The following is a 15,801-nucleotide window of genomic DNA, read 5'->3' as shown; positions in this document are numbered from 1 at the left end:
CGGCGGGCGGGCATCAGGGCGTCACTACGCCTTCGCGGCACCGACGGTCGCGCGGATCTTCGGAGTCCTGGCCTCGTCCTTCTCGGCGTTCGAGGCCGCACCCTCGGTAGGCCCTTGGTCGTCGGAGGCGATCTGCGCCGCCACCATCTCGGCAGCCACCTCGACCGCGAGGTCGTGGATGTTCTCCCCGGCCTCTTGGGCCGCTTTCCTCACCTCCATGACTAGGCCGACGGACGTCGTGACGACACCGCGCATCAGTGGCTTGAGGACACGCTTGGCCAGTGGCGCGACGATGAGACCGATCAGGAACGGCGGAACGACGGGCGGCATGATGCTCCAACTTCTCTACGCAGATGTATGACAGGGGACCCAGGGCACTGCGCACTCCGGAGCACGCACAGCGGGGAAGGCGGAAGCACCCATTTTTCGGAATTCTCGATATCCCGTGCCAGACTCCCTGCCGGGTTGAATTCCTTGTCGATGAGGTGAACCGTCCGCTTGTCGATCACCGTAGCCCAGTCATGACTGTCGAGGCCAAACGGTCTCGGCGGGTTTCACTCATGCGAGTGCCATCCCTGTTCTGGCCGTCACGAATTGCTGTAGGGGAACTCACCGAGCGAAGTGCTTTTCTCATTTACCTATTACCGCTGATCTGCTTCATGGTGACTTCCGAGTTCGCGCGCCACCCTCCGGCGCCGGGCGGGAAATGACAGCGCGACTCCTCCCAGCACCGCTTCGCGGAAGGCCCACGCGTCCCGGACCCGGCACTCACCACGGTCCGGCCGCCGCCGTACGCGCCCGGCCTGAACCCGGTCGAGGCCGCCGTCCGGTCACTCGCGCGCAGAGCAACGACCCACACTGCCTCCGGCACACCCGACGGCCTCGACCGCACACTCCGCCGCGCGTCACGCAGGATCCAGCTCCGGCCCCACCTGTCGGCGGTTGCCTCACCGCCACCGCCCCGCCCCTCGACTCACCTCACCGGGCCCGCCCTGAAAAGCCCGGTGATCGGAGAGGCTTCCCGCACCCTCGCCCTTAAGTCACGTCGCAGGTCCGACCGTTCACGGACGAGTGAACTCCCGGCCGGCCACTGGCGCACCGGCTGCCGCGAACGCCAGCATGATCGGTATGGCCACCACGTACCCCCGAGCTGAGCGGGCCGCCCAGGCCCGGGCGGCCGAAGCCCAGCTCGCCGCCGACGGAATCGACGGGGTGGTGTTCGGCTGGGTCGACAACGCCGGACTGACCCGGGTGAAGTCCGTCCCGCTCGCCCAGCTCGAACACGCCGCCGAGTACGGCGTCGGCGCCGTGCCCTGCTTCGACGTCGCCCTGGTGGACGACTCCTTCACCGCTGCGCCTTCGAGCACCGGCCCGGTGGGCGGCCTGCGGCTCGTCCCGGACCTCGACCGGCTCACCCCGCTCGCTGCCCAGCCCGGCTGGACCTGGGCCCCGGCCGACCGCTGCACCCAGGACGGCACCCCGCATCCCGGCTGCCAGCGCCGATTCGCCCGCCAGGTCACCGAGGCCCTCGAGCGGCGCGGGCTGTCGGTGCGAGCCGGGATCGAGGTGGCCGAGCGCCTCGTCCACCGGGCAGGCCTTCATCGCGCGGCCTGCACCTGAACCTGCTGTGCACCCTGCGCGGCCTGCCCGCCACCTTCGCGCTGACCGGCGTAAAGGCCGACGATCATGCCTGTCTCCCAGCGCGGCCGGCCCTTGTCCGGCCTGCCGCTCACTGACGCGGCACGCCACCGCGTCATCGGTACAGCGCTCGAACTGGGCGGTGGGGAACGCCCGGCACGACCAGGTATCGAACGCGTAGTGCACGAACGTGTTTGCCGGCACTGGCGAGACAGCGGACCTTGAGGAGTCCCCCGATCCCGCTCCCGCAAGGTGCCGCCGGGCAGTTGCAGCGTGCCTTGAGCCACCGCACGGCATACCACCGGACGCTGCGGGCCGGTCGGCCCCTCGACCTGCTCGGCGAACGTCGTCGCCGGACACGGCGGATTGAGTCACCTCAACCGCGCACCACGAGTTCGACCCCCGCCGAGACTCCTTCGACGCGCGCGTCAGCGAGGTGTCGGCCGACCGGGGACGTTCTTCACGTCGGGTGCATGTCCCCGTCGGGTGAGGTTGGCGGGGTCGCCCGTGTCCGACGTGATGCCCGTCTCGTTGCGTAGCTGGTTGATCAGTTGGCGCGAGAGGTGGGCCGGATGAGCTGTGATGGGGTACTGCGGCTGCTCCGGGAGCGGGAGGCCGCCTGTCACCGCGAAGCGGAACGCCTCGGGGCCGGGGCCGAACGGATCACAGTCCGGCCGGTGATGTGTCAGCAGGAGTCGGCCCGTATCTCAACGGCGCGCAAAGTCGTCGGCGAACTGCCGCGAATCGAGCCGGTACCGGTATCACCCGCCGGCTCCACCGCCATGGTCCCCGACCCCGCACCACGGTGGACATGATCCCGGCCGGATCGAGGGACACCACCCGCGCCACCATCGAGACCCACACGACGGCCGACCTTCCCTCAGCGTTTCGATGCCTGTCCACGAAAGAGCGTCCTGCGGTGCCTTGGTCCGCAGACGCCTCCGAACGATGTTTCGCCCCGACAGCTGGAAGGTGCCATGAGCGCGCGTCGTCTGTTACCGAACGATGAGTCCCTTGACCTCATCAGACTGGTCCGGAAGCTGGCGGCCGATGAACTCGCGTCGCGAGCGGATGCCGATGAGGCGAACGAGGCATTCCCTCGGGACGTCTTCAGACTCCTCGGACGTGTCGGCCTGCTCGGTCTGCCGTACTCCGAGGCGTACGGCGGCAGCAGCCTGTCCTACGAGGTGTACCTGCAGGTTGTCGAAGAGATCGCGTCCGTGTGGGCTTCGGTCGGCGTAGGTGTCTCCGTGCACGTGCTGTCGTGTTTCGGCCTGGCGACGATGGGCACCGAGGAGCAGAAACAGGAGTGGCTGCCCGCGATGCTCGGTGGCGAGCTGCTGGGTGCCTACTGCCTCTCGGAGCCGCACGCCGGCTCGGACCCGGCCGCGCTGCGGACCCGGGCCCGTCTGGACGGCGATCACTACGTCCTGAACGGTGCGAAAGCCTGGACGACCCACGGCGGCCACGCGGACTACTACAAGGTCATGGCCCGCACCTCGGAGGACCGCACGGGTATCTCGTGCTTCATGATCCCCGCTGGCACCGAGGGCCTCACCGCTGATGTACCCGAACGGAAGATGGGCCTGACCGGGTCCACGACGGCGACCATGGTCCTCCGGGACGTCCGTGTCCCGGTCGAGCGGCGTATCGGTGCCGAGGGCGGCGGCCTGCGTATCGCTCTCGCGAGCCTGGATTCCGGCCGTCTCGGTATCGCGGCCGTCGCGGTCGGTCTCGCCCAGGGCGCTCTCGACCACGCGATCGCCTACGCACGCGATCGGGAGACGTTCGGATCACGCATCATCGACCACCAGGGAGTCGCGTTCCTGCTCGCCGACATGGAGGCCGCGGTCTTTTCAGCACGTGCTGCGACCCTCCATGCCGCTCGCTTGAAGGACGCGGGACTGCCGTTCAGCCGTGAGGCGTCGGTCGCGAAGCTCGTCGCGACCGACAACGCGATGCGTGTCACCACCGATGCGGTACAGGTCCTCGGCGGGGTCGGCTACACGCGCGAGTTCCCGGTCGAACGGTACATGCGTGAGGCCAAGTTGACTCAGATCTTCGAAGGCACGAACCAGATTCAGCGCATGGTCATCGGGCGGTCGCTCGCCAGGTCCAACCATGGTGACCTCACCCTGGCCCCTTGAGGCTCGGCTCTGAAGCTGATCGGAAAATCGATCTCCAGGAGGGCAGGCGGCGGCATCCGATCCGTGTGCGGACCGGATGACGGCGCGACAGGCCGGTCAGGCCGATGCCGGCGTGAGGGCTGCTTGGCGGCCGACTGCCTGGAGCTGGCGGACGAGATCGCGGGTCGTGGGGTCCGGGTAGCGGCGGTGCCGGGCGATGCCGAGTATCGAGCGGGTGACGGCGACCAGGGCGCTGGCCCACCGCCCCCGCGAATGCCGTCGCACACCCATGGACGGGCACCTCCGAGAGGTCAAGGGCATCAAACCCCTCGCCTTGCAGACGAGTCACCCATCCCTCCCCCGGCCGTCGGGTGACCTCCGCACCTGCAGAGGTGGCCCAGCACGGGAAACCCTGCTCGTCGTGAAGACCGGTGCCGCACTGCGCGCGGTGGTGAACAGCCTCGACCTCCACCAGCCCCGGCCCGCGTTGTCAGGCGGAGGCCCACGCAGGTACGTCTGTCATAGGCACTACCGGCGATCGGGCCGGCTCAGTACAAGATCCCGGACCACACACGGGCCAACGGCCCGCACTCCACCTCGACTCCTGCCAACTCCCCTGGTCGGCGAAGTGTGACCTGTGCACCACCGGCAGACGAAGAACCTGCTGACCTCGGCGAAGAGTCAGGCTGCTTCCCACAGTCCGGCGTCGAGGATGCGTGCCGCTTTCGTGATGCTGCCCGGCATGAGGTGCCGGTAGGTGCGGTAAGTCTCCTCGATGGATTTATGGCCCATCCATTCGGCGACGTCGGTGATCGGTATCCCGTTGCCGAGGGCGTTGGAGGCGAAGTAGTGCCGGAAGCCGTACATCCCCATCCCCTCCACCCTCGGCAGCTTGCCGAAGAGCGTGTGGACGCGGCGGCGTTCCATCGGTTCGGTGTAGTAGCCGCTGGGGCCGCGCAGCAGGTAGCCCTCTGGCGTGGTGCCGTGCTTGTCCTTGTAGCGTTCGATCTCTTCGCGGACCGAGCGGGGCAGCGGGACCTCGCGGAACTCCCCCGCCTTGCGGTGCTTGAGCTTCGCCGGCCGGTGCGTGTTGGAGTGGATCTGTTCGTGCACCCGGTAGACGTCGACGGCCACCAGGTTGTTGATGTTCACGGCCCGGGCCTCACCGTTGCGCAGCCCGCACCCCGCCATCATCACGATCTCCAGCGCCAGATCCTCCCCCGCAACGGCCAGGGCCCGCTTCAGGTAGTCCAGGTTCGGGATGACCACCTTCTCGCGGACGTACGCCGGCTCCTGCACGCTCTTCACCGAGTCCTCCGCCATCGCCCCCTTGTCGTAGGCGTCTTTCAGGATCGTCTTCAGGATGCGGAAGATATTGACCTGATGTCCCCGGCCGACCCCGTCGACCTCCGGCTCGTCCAGGAAACGCTCCACCGCCATCGGCGTCACCGTGATCAGCTTCCGTGACCCGATCCGGGGGACGACGTGGACATTGATGGCGCTGTCGACATGCTCACCCGTGGAGTACGCCGTCATCCTCCGCTGCCGCGGCCACCACTGCTTCACATACTCCACAACCGTCAGCTGCCCCAGTTCACGGCGAGCCTCCGCGACGGTCGGTGCCGTGCGTATCTTCTCCGTGTAGATCTGCGTCAGGCGCTCGATCGCATCGTCCTGCGTCGCGAAGCCGCCCTCCTCGCTCTGCCTCCCTGCCCCGTTGCGGAAACGGATCGTATACGGGTGCGGACACCGAGACGACCGGACGCAATCGCAGTCCTTGAAGAACGAACCCATACCACGAGCAAGCTGACGAGCCACGAAGCAAACCCTCCGAACAGGAACCAGGCGTTCACGTTCAGAACTCAGCCGCGGAGGTCACCAGATCAGCACGCCGAACCACCTTCAAGCCCGATGCTGACCATTTGCTGACCTGGACCGCCCCACAAGGCCTCTGACCTGCACAAAAGCCCAGATTCTAGATCTTGGACTTGAACATGGTACGAAGCACGGAGAACTCCCGGGTTTGTCTGCTCCCTGCCTGCGTCACACAGGTCAAGGGCGGTCTCGGCAGACTACAACGCTTCGTATGTCCGGTCAGCTTCCCCAAGCCTTCAAGGTCCGTGCTGACCGATTGCGGTTTTCCTGAGGCACCACAAGGTGGACGGAGTCTCGACCGACGGCGCCGCCCACAGACACTGATGCCCGCACCCGGAGCTTCCGGATGCGGGCATGGTCAAGAGGGGTGGTACCGCTCACGGCCGCCCGTGCCCCACCCCTCGTACCGCGAGCCGTGCGCACACCAGAGCCAGGGGAATCTCCGCGCAGAGGGCGAGGGCGAGGGCGGTGACCGTCTCGGTGCCCGGCGCCGCGGTCATGGTGTCGAACCAGGCGTCCATCAACAGCAGCGCCGAGGTGGCGGCAGCCGCGAGGACATGGCGGGGGTCGCGCCGGGCGCGCAGCAGCCCCGTCCCGGCCAGGCCCGCCGCTAGTGCCGCGTCAAGGCCCACCCAGGCCGCCGTCCAGTGGTGCGCCTGCGCCGTGGCCGGCAGCGTCGCCGCGAGCACGAACATCCACGGACCCAGCGCCGCGCCCGCGACGACGAGAGCGGTCGACAGCGTCGGCCTCGGCATCCGGAACGGGCGGCAGGACGTACGACGGGCGGGCGGCGCGAGGGTGGCCATGGGGCGGGAACTCCTTCCGTACCCGGGTTTCGGGAACGTTCTCCAGCCTGGTCGCCGGGCCTTCGGGAATCAGTAGCGCAGGATTCCGTCCTGTGGTGGTGCCAGCTACACCTCCGGCCCGGTCCTTTCCTTCACAGAGCCGCCCCGACCTGGCCTTTTATCGCCGGTCCGGGTCGCGAAGGCGGTAGCGTACGTCGCACCCCCCCTCACTCTGGAGTGTGCTGTGCGAGCGGTCATCGCCGAGGATTCGGTCCTGCTGAAGATCGGGCTGGTCAAGGTCCTGGAGCTGGCCGGCTTCGAGGTCACCGCCGAAACCGGCGACGCAGAGGCCCTGTTGGCGGCGGTCGACGCGCACCGGCCTCAACTCGCGCTCGTCGACGTCCGTATGCCGCCCGCGTTCACCGACGAGGGCATACGCGCCGCCCTCACGATCCGCGAGCGGTGGCCGGACACCGCGGTGCTCCTGCTGTCCCAGTACGTGGAGGAGCGCTACGCCGCCGATCTGCTGACCAACAACGCGGGCGGTTTCGGCTATCTGCTCAAGCAACGGGTCGCCGATGTCGAGGAGTTCATCGACGCGCTGCGCCGGGTCGCGGCGGGCGGCACGGCCCTCGACCCGCAGGTCGTCGGCCAGTTGCTGACGCGGCGCGGTGGCAGGGACCCGCTGGAGCGGCTGACGCCCCGCGAGCGCGAGGTGCTGTCACTGATGGCGGAGGGCCGTTCCAACGCCGGGATCGCCGAGCGACTGGTGGTCGGGGAGAGCGCCGTCGCCAAGCACATCAACAACATCTTCGCCAAGCTCGACCTCGGACAGGCCGAGGGTGACCACCGCCGGGTCCTGGCGGTCCTGCGCTTCCTGGACGGGGCGTGACATCTCCGCCCGGTCCGTCTCCCTCGACGGGGCCGGACCGGGCGGACGGCGGGAGCCGGGGGCTCGTCAGCTGAGCACGGGGCCACCGCCGGGACGGTGGACCCGGGTGCGGCGGTGGTCCAGGTGGACGAAGGTGCGGTGCAGCCAGCGGTCGCGGCCGTCGTACCGCGGGGTGAACGCCGTACGCCCGTGGATCGCCAGGCGATTGTCCACGAAGGCCATCTCGCCGGAGCGCAGCACCAGTTCGGAGGCGACGTCGAGGAACGCGTCACGCAGTCGCTCCAGAGCGGCCTTGCCCGTGTCGTCGAGCGCGCGGGTCGCGTGGAAGTCCACACGGACGTTGGGGTCCTCGGGGTCGCCCTCGAGGACCGCGTGCACCGGGGTACTGTCACCGCCCCCGAACGAGGGAGGCGGCTCCGTGACGAACACCGGGCGCCGGAGCTCCTCCAGCACCTCGTCGGAGATCAGCCGCACCGCCTCCCGGATCGAGGAGACCAGGGTGCCGGCACGTCCCGAGTGGTCCCCCCGCAGGCACAACAGACCTACGTAGTCCGGCCTGTTGGGATGGAAGGCGTTCTCCACGTGCAGGTCGAGCGGGATGGAGCCGGCGTTGCTCTGCTCCGTCTCCCGGCCGGGCACGGGCACCACGTTCTGCACCAGCGCGCCGTACTTCTCCTCGCGGAAGGCCGCGATCTCCCCCAGGTGCAGGCTGAGCAGTACGGCCACGGCGGCCGGCACCGTGGCCGTACGCTCCACCGAGCCCCTCTCCGTGGGTGTGTCGGGCAGCTCCGCCCCGGACAGCGGCAGGTTTCGCACCGTCATCAGTCCGCCGGGACCCGGGTCGTGGCGGAACCGGCGGATCTCCTCCCGTACCGCGGCCGGAATGCTGCTGGACAGGGTGCGCGCGTGTTCCAGCCAGGCGAGGTCGTCGACCTGCCGGGAGCCGGTGCCGGCCAGCGCCGCCGCCAGCCGTGCGAACGCCTCTCGTTCGGTCTCGCCGAGCGTGATGTCGAGGAACCGCGTCCTGGGAGCCTGGGCCGTCGTAGCCATCGTCGTCGTCCACTTCCTCTCGTGATCCCGGAACGCCACGCTCCCCCGCGCCCCCATATTTGTTCGATACGGGGGGTGATGAGGGCCGAGGGCGCCGAACGAGGGTGCAGCCAGCACCACCACGGACTCGGATGCTGGCGTTGAGGACCCCGGCCCGTGCTCCCGACCAGACTCGTTCGCGTACCCGGACGTCGGGTACGGAAGGAGGCCGCGCGCCGTGTACACCCTGTCGGAGCAAGAGGTTCCGGAGACCGGCCGGTTCCCTCTCCTCGGCACGCCCTGGTCGATCCGTCTCGGCCGTGCTTCACGGGGACGTACGGCCCTGGAGGTCTACGCCGGGGACGCGGTGCTGGACGTGGTCGTCGCGAGCGCGCTGCACCCCACCGTCCTGCACGGCGCCCACACGCAGGCGAGCGACGGCCGTCAGCTCACCCTGGCCTGGGGCGTGCTCGGCGAGGGCGGGGCATCCGGGCCGCCCACCGTGGTGACCTTCACCCGGGGCGTGCTGCGGACGGCGCGCAGCGACGCGCGGGCGACCGTGGTCGGGGAGGCCTTCTGGCTCTGTGTCGCGGAGGGCCGAGGGCGCACCGTGACCGTGACCCGAGCCGACGGAACCGTCGAGCGGCGCCGGGTGGACCGGGGAAATGTCGTGGCCAAAGGTTGACAGCCTGCTGTACGGGCAGGGTCCTGCCAGATCGGAACCACTCGTTCCGGCCATGTTCTCGCACAGGATGTTGATTGCCGGACTGGTTCGGCAGTGGTTGCGGAGAGCAGGGGGAAGAGTGGAATTCCGGATTCTCGGCCCGGTCGAGGTACGGGACGGCCGGCGGCGGATCGCCCTGGCCGGCACGAAGATGCAGACCGTCCTGGCGGCTCTGCTGCTGGCGCGCGGCCGGACGGTGTCCGACGACCGTATGAGCGCGCTGCTGTGGGGATGGGAGCCCCCCACCACCAGGAACGCGCAGATCTGCACCTACGTGTCCAGGCTGCGCAAACAGCTCGGCCCCGACATCGAGCTGGTGAGACGGACCCCCGGCTACCTCATCCGCGTCGGGCGGGCACGCCTGGATCTCACGGAGTTCGAGCGACTGGCCGACCTCGGGCGCGAGGCGCGGGCCGGCGGGCGCTACGCGGAGGCCGCCGGCCTGGCCAGGGCGGCGCTCGACCTGCATCGGGGCTCGCCCCTCGCCGATGTGACCGACTTCCTCGCGGACGCCGAACGGCCACGTCTCGAAGAGGCCTGGGCGACCGTTCTGGAACTGCGGATCGAGGCGGATCTGGAGCTCGGTCGGCACAGCGCGCTCGTGCCCGAACTGACCGGTCTCGTACAGGAGTATCCCGTGCACGAGAGGCTGCGGTCGTATCTGATGATCGCGCTGTACCGCTGTGACCGGCAGGCCGACGCGCTGGCGGTCTACCGCGCCGGCTGCCAGGTCCTCGCGGAGGAACTCGGCATCGACCCGGGGCCCGCGCTGACGCAGGCGCACCAGGCCGTTCTCCAGGGCAGCCTCCGGTACGCCGGCGATCCGCGGCACCTGCAGTTGGCGTCGGCCTGAGGTCCGGCGCGCATGCGCCGCGGGCCCCCTCCCCGGTCCGGGGAGGGGGCCCGCGGCGTTCCGTTCAGCTCTGGCGCGGGGTGGCCAGCAGTCCCACGATGGCGTCGATGGTCGGGTAGTCCCAGGCCAGCGTCGCCGACACGGGGATGCCGAAGGTGTCCTCGATGTCGCCGCAGAGCGTGAGTGCGTACAGCGAGTCCAGTCCGTACTCGACGAGCTTGACGTCCGTGGCGATGTCGGTCACCGGGCATTCGACGAAGTACGCCACCCGCTCCCGCAGCCAGTCGCACAGCTCCTGCGGGTCGGGGGGCGTCAGGCGGTCGTGTTCGGGGACGGTGGAGGTCATGGCTTGGCTCCTTCGGGGCAGGGGACGGATGAAGAGACGGGACGGGACGAGCACGATGCGCCGGCCGGTGTCAGGCAAGTCGGCGGCCGATCAGGTCGAAGCCGGTGTTCCGCTCGCGGCGTTCGGTGAGCTCCTGGAAGACGGCCCGGGTGTCCACCTCCGGTCCCGGCGCGATTCCGAGGCGGACGGTCAGCCGCCGCAGGGCGGCCGCCAGCCACGCCGGGTCGCGCAGGAAGGGATCCGGCCGGTCACGGTTGTGCTGCCAGACACCCAGACAGGCGGCGGCCGCGGCCAGTAGCGCGTACCGCTCCGCCAGTTCGAAGCCCCAGGGATCGGCCAGCGGGGTCGCGCCGCGCGGGGTGAGGGCCAGGCAGTCGTCCCGCAGGGCCCGCAGGGAGTCGGCCAACCGGCCGCACAGCGGGCCCAGTACCGGATCGGAACGCAACCGCTCGGCGGCGTCCGGCAGGACCGCGAGGAGTCCGTCGTCGGCGGCCGCGGTGATCCCCAGACTCCCGAAGTCCAGGTCGTCCAGCGGCGCGTCGATCCGGAACAGTTCGGACGACGCGGGCGGGGTCACGAACCAGCTCCGGCGGGCCGGCCGGGGCAGCTGGGGAATGATCGTCGCCTGGCAGACGGTTCCCCCCGAATGGGCCAGGGAGCCGACCGGCAGGTCGCGCAGATGCTTCTGGAAGATTCCCTGGGCGCCCTCCCGCAGGAAGGAGCGGGCGCCGAGGACGACGGCCAGGCTGTCCATGGCCTCCTGGGTCAGCAGCGGAACGAGGTACTTCACCGCCGGGGCGTACAGGCTCGTCATCCGGGGCAGCACGTGCAGCGCCCGGCACACCGTCGTGGACAGGCAGTCGGCGATGAGCAGATCGACGAACGCCCCGGTCAACGCCTCACGGGCATGCGGGAGTTCGCTCACCGGCCGGCCGTAGAGCCGGCGTTCGGTCGCGAACGCCGTGACCGTACGCAGCTGGGTGTCGAGCGAGCCGAGCGTCGCACCGGACAGGACCGCCTTGGTGACCTGGAAGGCCCGCAGTACGGACTCCAGTGCTCCGCCCTCCTCACCGATCAGCGCGGACTCGGGGAGCGGGCAGCCGTCGAACTCCACGCCGCCGAGGTGGATCGCGCGCAGTCCCGAGGTGGGGAACCGGGGGAGGAATCGCAGCCGCTCGCGCGGCACGGAGCCCATGTCGAGCAGGAACAGCGAGTGGCTGCGGCTTCCGGGCTGCTCGCCGGTGCGGGCGAGGACGGTCACGGCGTGGGCCCGGGTCACGTTGTTGATGACCTCCTTGCGGCCGGAGAGGGACCAGCCCCTCCCCTGCCGGACGGCCTTCACCTTCGAGGCGACCAGATCGTGGCCGGTGGCGAGTTCGGTGTACGCCCCCGCCGTCTGGCCGCCCGCGAGCAGCAGGTCCGCGAGCAGGCCGCGCTGTCCGGAAGATCCCGCGGACCACACCGGGGCGCTCGCGATGAGGTTGATGGCCCCGTGGCCGAGCCCCAGGGATCCGTCCCTGCGGAAGAGCGGTCGGAGCACCCGCGCCAGCTCGTCGGCCTGGCGCAGCCGGCCGCCCAGCGCGCGGGGGACGAACTCGGCGCCGAGTCCGAACGCGTCCAGCAGGGCGCGGCCCGCCGGCAGCAGGTCGCCCCGTTCGTCCGCGGCGAGGAAGGCGTCGTAGCTGAGCGGGTTGTCCGGGTCGAGGGGGTCTCCGAGCAGCTTCTCCAGGGGTTCGGGCAGGTCCGGGTCTGTGTATGACGGAGGCGGGGCGGGCAGGGTGGTCATCGGCGGTCCTCGGGGTGCGGGTAGGGCAGGAGGGAAGGCAGCCGGCCTTCGGCATGCTGCGCGAGGAGCGGCACCGCGAGCCGCTCGAAGACGTCGGCCGAACCGTCACCGGCCGAACCGTCACGGGCCGGACCGTCACCGACCGGACCGTCACCGACCGGACGGTCGGCGGCCGAGCGGCCGTCCGCCGGACGGTCTCCGGTCGGGACGACACCGTCGCCGTCGTGCGGTCCGGGGAGCCCCGGCCCCAGCCGCCGCAGCAGATTCGTCAGACAGGCCTCCAGCCACAGACCGGACTCCCACAGACGCGCCGTGACCGGATCGTCGATGTCGGCGCGGTTGTGCAGCCACAGATGGATCGCGGCCGAGGCCGCGAAGCACAGGGCGTACCGCTCGGCCAGGACGAAGGCGCCGGCCGGGACCTCGATCGCGGTCGGCCTGTGCTCGGCCAGCCGCTCGTGCAGCTCGTCCGCGACGGCCCGTGTCCGCGCGGCCAGCAGGCCGAGCGAAGCGGGCACCTCCCGCCGGTCGGCCAGCTCGCTCAGCGCCTCGCAGGCGGCGGGCAGCGCCTGGACGGGGCTGCATCCGGAGCGGGTGAGCAACTGGAGACGGCCCGGGTCGAAGCCGGGCAGCGGCTCGCGCAGCGCGACGGCCGCGTGCAGGCCCGCGCTGTCCACGCGGCCTCGCCGGTATCCCCGTACGAGTTGGGGGAACTGGTTGATCAAGGAGTGCAGATTCACGACGGTGTTGCCGTCGAAGATGCCGACGATGCGATGGTCGCGCTGCACCTTCTGGAAGCGGCCGTGCCGGTAGGCGTCGCCGACCAGCAGCGAACGCGAGCCCATGACCCGCGTCAGCTTCGAGACGAGCCCCTCCACCAGCGTCGGTACGAAGAACTTCACGGCGGCCGAGGCGACCGCGAGCTCCCCCGTCAGCGTGTGGATACCGCGTCCCGCCACCAGCGACACCGCCTCCGCGAGGAGGAGATCGGCGTAGGACTCGCTGATCAGGCGCCGGGTCTGCGGCAGATCGATCAGCAGGCGGCCGTAGTTGGTGCGCTCGTGGGCGTACGTCAGGCTCATGCCGAGTGCCTGGTCGGCGGCGCCCAGCGACAGCGAACTGCACAGCGTGCGGGTCAGCTGCAGGCTCTTGACGACGGTCTCCACACCGTCGCCCTCCCGCCCGATCAGCGCGGAGTGCGGCACCTCGGTGCCGGTGAAGGCGATACCGCTGATGTCGGCGCCGCGGATTCCGTGGAGTTTCACGGCGGGCAGCGGGCGGAACGTGCCGGGGGGCAGGGCCTGTTTGTCCACGAGGAGCAGGCTGAGGCCACGCGGCCCGCCGTCCTGCGAGGTACGGGCGAGCACACAGACGAGGTGGCCTCGCGTGGCGTTGTTGATCAGCCATTTCTCGCCGGTGAGGCGGTAGCCGCCCGGTGTCCGGTCGGCGGTCACCTCGCTCGCCAGCAGGTCGCTGCCGTGGTCGCGCTCGGTCAGACCCCACGAGACGACCGCCCCGGTGGCGATCCGCTCCCCGAGCCGGGCGGCCTGTTCCCGATCGCCGCCGACCCAGAGGCAGACGGCACCCAGGAAGGTCTTGCCGTGCGCGACGGCGACGGTCATGTCCCGCCGGGCGACGGCCCGCATGAGCTGGATCGCCTCGTCGTATCCCTCCAGGGTGCCGCCGTGGGCCGCCGGCACATAGGCGCGCGGCAGCCCCAGGACATCGAGCTCCCGGCAGATCTCCAGGGGGAAGGTCTCGGCGTCGTCCAGGGCGCCGCTGCGGGCGTACGAGAAGAGTCGGCCGGAATCGCCCGGGTCGCCGAGCCGCTCGTCGAGTCGGAGGGCCGCGGCGTACGACGCCGGGAGCCCGAGGGGCGCCCGGGGTGAGCACGCGCCGGACGCCGTCCCCTCCCCTGCCGCCGCGGGGGCCGCCACCGCCACGCCCGCTTCCGGTGCCGAAGGCTGTGTCGAGGTCATACGGCGGCGCCCTGCGTGCGGTAGCGGCGGACGATCTCCGCGTCGAGGTCCTCGTGCAGGGGCTTGAGCCCACCCGCCATGAAGAGATCGCGCATCAGCGACCGCTGCACCTTGCCGCTGCTTGTCCGGCGTACATGGCCGGGGCGCAGCAGGACGACGTTCGAGACCCGTACGCCGAGCAGTTCACCGAGCTCGCCGCGCACCGCGCGGGTGACGTCGGCGGGATCGACGTCCATGCCGGAGGGCGCCCTGAACTCCTGCAGGACCACGATCTCCTCCCGGGCGGCCGGCACCGCGCACACGCAGGTCTGCAGTCCCTGGAAGGCCTCATGGAGGGCGACGACCTCGCGTTCGATGTCATGGGGGTAGAGGTTGCGGCCCCGGACGATGAGGACGTCCTTGATGCGGCCCGTCACGTACAGCTCGCCGTCGTGCCGGGCCCCGAGGTCACCGGTGCGCACGAAACCGCGCTCGCCGGCCGCGGTCGTCGCGTCGAAGGCGCGGGCGGTCTGTTCGGGGTTGCGCCAGTAGCCCGGGGTGACGCTCCCACCGCGGACCCAGATCTCGCCGACGGAGCCGTCCGGCAGCTCGGCGGCCGATTCCGGGTCGACGATCCGTACGTCGAGGTCGACCACCCGTCCGCTGCTGACCAGTTGGCGGGCGGCCGGGCCCGCCGGGGACGGCGTGAAGAGGTTCTTCTCCAGGTCCGCGACGTCGACCGAGGTGATGACCGGGCCGCTGTCCGAGGGCGTACCGGCGACGAAGAGGGCGGTCTCGGCCATGCCGTAGCAGGGCTTGAGCGCGCGGGGATCGAAGCCGGCGGCCTCGAAGCGGGTGCCGAAGCGTTCCAGGGTCCTGGCGTCGATGGGCTCCGAGCCGTTGAGGGCCCAGCGCAGGCTGGAGAGGTCGAGGCCGGCGAGCTGCTCGTCCGTGATGTGCTTGGCGAGCAGGTCGTAGGCGAAGTTCGGGGCGGTCGTGAAGGTGCTCCGGTGTTCCTGGATCAGCTCGAACCACAGCCGGGGACGACGCAGGAAGTCCATCGGAGAGATCAGGACGACGCCGGCGCCCAGATACAGCGGTGACAGGAGCATGCCTATCAGCCCCATGTCGTGGTAGGGCGGCAGCCAACTGCACGCCCTGGTCTCCCGGTCGGGGCCGAGGGCCGTCTCGATCAGCCACAGATTATGCGCGAGGGCTCCGTGGGTGAGGAGAACTCCCTTGGGGGCGCTGGTCGATCCCGAGGTGTACTGCAGGATGGCCACCTTGTCGCCGTCGTACCGCGGCTCCGGCAGCTCTCCCTCCGTGCCGAACTCGACGGTGTCCGTGGCCACGCAGGGCAGCGCACCGAGACCCGCGTCCTGGAGGAACTCCTGGGCGGCGGCCAGATGCGCGGAGTCGGTCAGGACCATCGTCACGTCCGCGTCCCGCGCCACTCCCGCCATGCGCGCCGCACGCCGTCCGCCACCGCTGGGCGCGGGGGCCGGGACGGCCACCACTCCCGCGTACAGACAGCCGACGAGCACCTTCACGAAGTCCGTGCCAGAGGGGTAGAGCAGCAGGACCCGCTCGTCGTCGGCGCAGTGGCCGCGCAACCACCGGGCGAGCGCACGGGCCTCCTCGCGCAGCCGCCCGAACGTCAGCCGCTCCTCGACGCGTTCGTCCCCCCTCGGTCGTACGAAGACGACGGCGTCCTTGTCCGGCAGTTCGCGTGCGTTGCGTTCGAGGCGCGTCACGATGGTGTCGAGAGGCAGCGCGGGCATGCGGGAAC

At 70.3% G+C, this 15,801-nt stretch carries 14 protein-coding genes; 5 read left to right on the top strand and 9 right to left on the bottom strand.

Annotation, left to right across the window (positions count from 1 at the left end; translation table 11 throughout):
• Window positions 1-24 precede the first annotated feature (24 nt).
• The gene (locus tag ACIQ7M_RS03250; protein ID WP_403639086.1) at window positions 25-330 is read right to left on the bottom strand and encodes a DUF5132 domain-containing protein; all 306 of its coding nucleotides are present in this window, start codon (window positions 328-330) and stop codon (window positions 25-27) included.
• 798 nt (window positions 331-1,128) lie between these two features.
• Here ACIQ7M_RS03250 and ACIQ7M_RS03245 point away from each other — a divergent pair.
• Window positions 1,129-1,620 (top strand): hypothetical protein, encoded by a 492-nt coding sequence (locus ACIQ7M_RS03245; RefSeq protein WP_403639084.1) that lies wholly within the window; start codon window positions 1,129-1,131, stop codon window positions 1,618-1,620.
• Between the two features lie 995 nt (window positions 1,621-2,615).
• Entirely contained in the window at window positions 2,616-3,785 is a 1,170-nt protein-coding gene (locus ACIQ7M_RS03240) for an acyl-CoA dehydrogenase family protein (protein ID WP_403639082.1), read from the top strand.
• A 96-nt stretch (window positions 3,786-3,881) separates the two neighbouring features.
• Here the strand turns inward: ACIQ7M_RS03240 and ACIQ7M_RS03235 are convergent, their stop codons facing one another.
• The 3 genes from ACIQ7M_RS03235 to ACIQ7M_RS03225 form a co-directional block, all read right to left on the bottom strand.
• Window positions 3,882-4,055, bottom strand: coding sequence for a hypothetical protein (locus ACIQ7M_RS03235; RefSeq protein WP_403639080.1), 174 nt, complete (start codon window positions 4,053-4,055; stop codon window positions 3,882-3,884).
• Window positions 4,056-4,445: 390 nt separating this feature from the next.
• On the bottom strand, window positions 4,446-5,558 hold the full coding sequence (locus ACIQ7M_RS03230; RefSeq protein WP_403639078.1) for a tyrosine-type recombinase/integrase: 1,113 nt from the start codon (window positions 5,556-5,558) through the stop codon (window positions 4,446-4,448).
• 458 nt (window positions 5,559-6,016) lie between these two features.
• On the bottom strand, window positions 6,017-6,445 hold the full coding sequence (locus ACIQ7M_RS03225) for a hypothetical protein (protein ID WP_355767906.1): 429 nt from the start codon (window positions 6,443-6,445) through the stop codon (window positions 6,017-6,019).
• Window positions 6,446-6,668: 223 nt separating this feature from the next.
• Between ACIQ7M_RS03225 and ACIQ7M_RS03220 the strand changes: the two genes are divergently transcribed.
• On the top strand, window positions 6,669-7,316 hold the full coding sequence (locus ACIQ7M_RS03220) for a response regulator transcription factor (RefSeq protein WP_355767903.1): 648 nt from the start codon (window positions 6,669-6,671) through the stop codon (window positions 7,314-7,316).
• A 66-nt stretch (window positions 7,317-7,382) separates the two neighbouring features.
• On the opposite strand, the gene ACIQ7M_RS03215 is transcribed toward ACIQ7M_RS03220, so the two are convergent.
• Window positions 7,383-8,366: a TauD/TfdA family dioxygenase gene (locus ACIQ7M_RS03215; RefSeq protein WP_403639075.1), complete on the bottom strand. Its 984-nt coding sequence runs from the start codon at window positions 8,364-8,366 to the stop codon at window positions 7,383-7,385.
• Window positions 8,367-8,583: 217 nt separating this feature from the next.
• Between ACIQ7M_RS03215 and ACIQ7M_RS03210 the strand changes: the two genes are divergently transcribed.
• Window positions 8,584-9,030: a hypothetical protein gene (locus tag ACIQ7M_RS03210; RefSeq protein WP_403639073.1), complete on the top strand. Its 447-nt coding sequence runs from the start codon at window positions 8,584-8,586 to the stop codon at window positions 9,028-9,030.
• Window positions 9,031-9,148: 118 nt separating this feature from the next.
• A complete protein-coding gene (locus ACIQ7M_RS03205) occupies window positions 9,149-9,922 on the top strand; it encodes an AfsR/SARP family transcriptional regulator (protein WP_355767895.1) in 774 nt (257 codons plus the stop codon).
• A gap of 64 nt (window positions 9,923-9,986) precedes the next feature.
• On the opposite strand, the gene ACIQ7M_RS03200 is transcribed toward ACIQ7M_RS03205, so the two are convergent.
• From ACIQ7M_RS03200 to ACIQ7M_RS03185, 4 genes are all read right to left on the bottom strand, one after another.
• Window positions 9,987-10,268, bottom strand: coding sequence for an acyl carrier protein (locus ACIQ7M_RS03200; RefSeq protein WP_403639071.1), 282 nt, complete (start codon window positions 10,266-10,268; stop codon window positions 9,987-9,989).
• Between the two features lie 70 nt (window positions 10,269-10,338).
• Complete coding sequence (locus tag ACIQ7M_RS03195) at window positions 10,339-12,054, bottom strand: acyl-CoA dehydrogenase (protein WP_403639069.1); 1,716 nt, start codon at window positions 12,052-12,054, stop codon at window positions 10,339-10,341.
• Window positions 12,051-14,033 (bottom strand): acyl-CoA dehydrogenase family protein, encoded by a 1,983-nt coding sequence (locus ACIQ7M_RS03190; RefSeq protein ID WP_403639067.1) that lies wholly within the window; start codon window positions 14,031-14,033, stop codon window positions 12,051-12,053. Before ACIQ7M_RS03190 ends, ACIQ7M_RS03195 begins: the two co-directional genes overlap by 4 nt.
• Window positions 14,030-15,793, bottom strand: coding sequence for a fatty acyl-AMP ligase (locus ACIQ7M_RS03185; protein WP_403639065.1), 1,764 nt, complete (start codon window positions 15,791-15,793; stop codon window positions 14,030-14,032). Before ACIQ7M_RS03185 ends, ACIQ7M_RS03190 begins: the two co-directional genes overlap by 4 nt.
• Window positions 15,794-15,801 lie beyond the last annotated feature (8 nt).

This window comes from Streptomyces sp. NPDC096324 (genome assembly GCF_044763015.1).
GTDB lineage: Bacteria > Actinomycetota > Actinomycetes > Streptomycetales > Streptomycetaceae > Streptomyces.
This window is presented reverse-complemented; position numbering and strand designations above follow the sequence as displayed.

What these genes read in the sequence shown, in the direction of transcription:
- ACIQ7M_RS03250 (WP_403639086.1), bottom strand. Translation starts at nt 330, where the DNA reads ATGCCGCCCGTCGTTCCGCCGTTCCTGATCGGTCTCATCGTCGCGCCA.
- ACIQ7M_RS03245 (WP_403639084.1), top strand. Translation starts at nt 1,129, where the DNA reads ATGGCCACCACGTACCCCCGAGCTGAGCGGGCCGCCCAGGCCCGGGCG.
- ACIQ7M_RS03240 (WP_403639082.1), top strand. Translation starts at nt 2,616, where the DNA reads ATGAGCGCGCGTCGTCTGTTACCGAACGATGAGTCCCTTGACCTCATC.
- ACIQ7M_RS03235 (WP_403639080.1), bottom strand. Translation starts at nt 4,055, where the DNA reads ATGGGTGTGCGACGGCATTCGCGGGGGCGGTGGGCCAGCGCCCTGGTC.
- ACIQ7M_RS03230 (WP_403639078.1), bottom strand. Translation starts at nt 5,558, where the DNA reads ATGGGTTCGTTCTTCAAGGACTGCGATTGCGTCCGGTCGTCTCGGTGT.
- ACIQ7M_RS03225 (WP_355767906.1), bottom strand. Translation starts at nt 6,445, where the DNA reads ATGGCCACCCTCGCGCCGCCCGCCCGTCGTACGTCCTGCCGCCCGTTC.
- ACIQ7M_RS03215 (WP_403639075.1), bottom strand. Translation starts at nt 8,366, where the DNA reads ATGGCTACGACGGCCCAGGCTCCCAGGACGCGGTTCCTCGACATCACG.
- ACIQ7M_RS03200 (WP_403639071.1), bottom strand. Translation starts at nt 10,268, where the DNA reads ATGACCTCCACCGTCCCCGAACACGACCGCCTGACGCCCCCCGACCCG.
- ACIQ7M_RS03195 (WP_403639069.1), bottom strand. Translation starts at nt 12,054, where the DNA reads ATGACCACCCTGCCCGCCCCGCCTCCGTCATACACAGACCCGGACCTG.
- ACIQ7M_RS03190 (WP_403639067.1), bottom strand. Translation starts at nt 14,033, where the DNA reads ATGACCTCGACACAGCCTTCGGCACCGGAAGCGGGCGTGGCGGTGGCG.
- ACIQ7M_RS03185 (WP_403639065.1), bottom strand. Translation starts at nt 15,793, where the DNA reads ATGCCCGCGCTGCCTCTCGACACCATCGTGACGCGCCTCGAACGCAAC.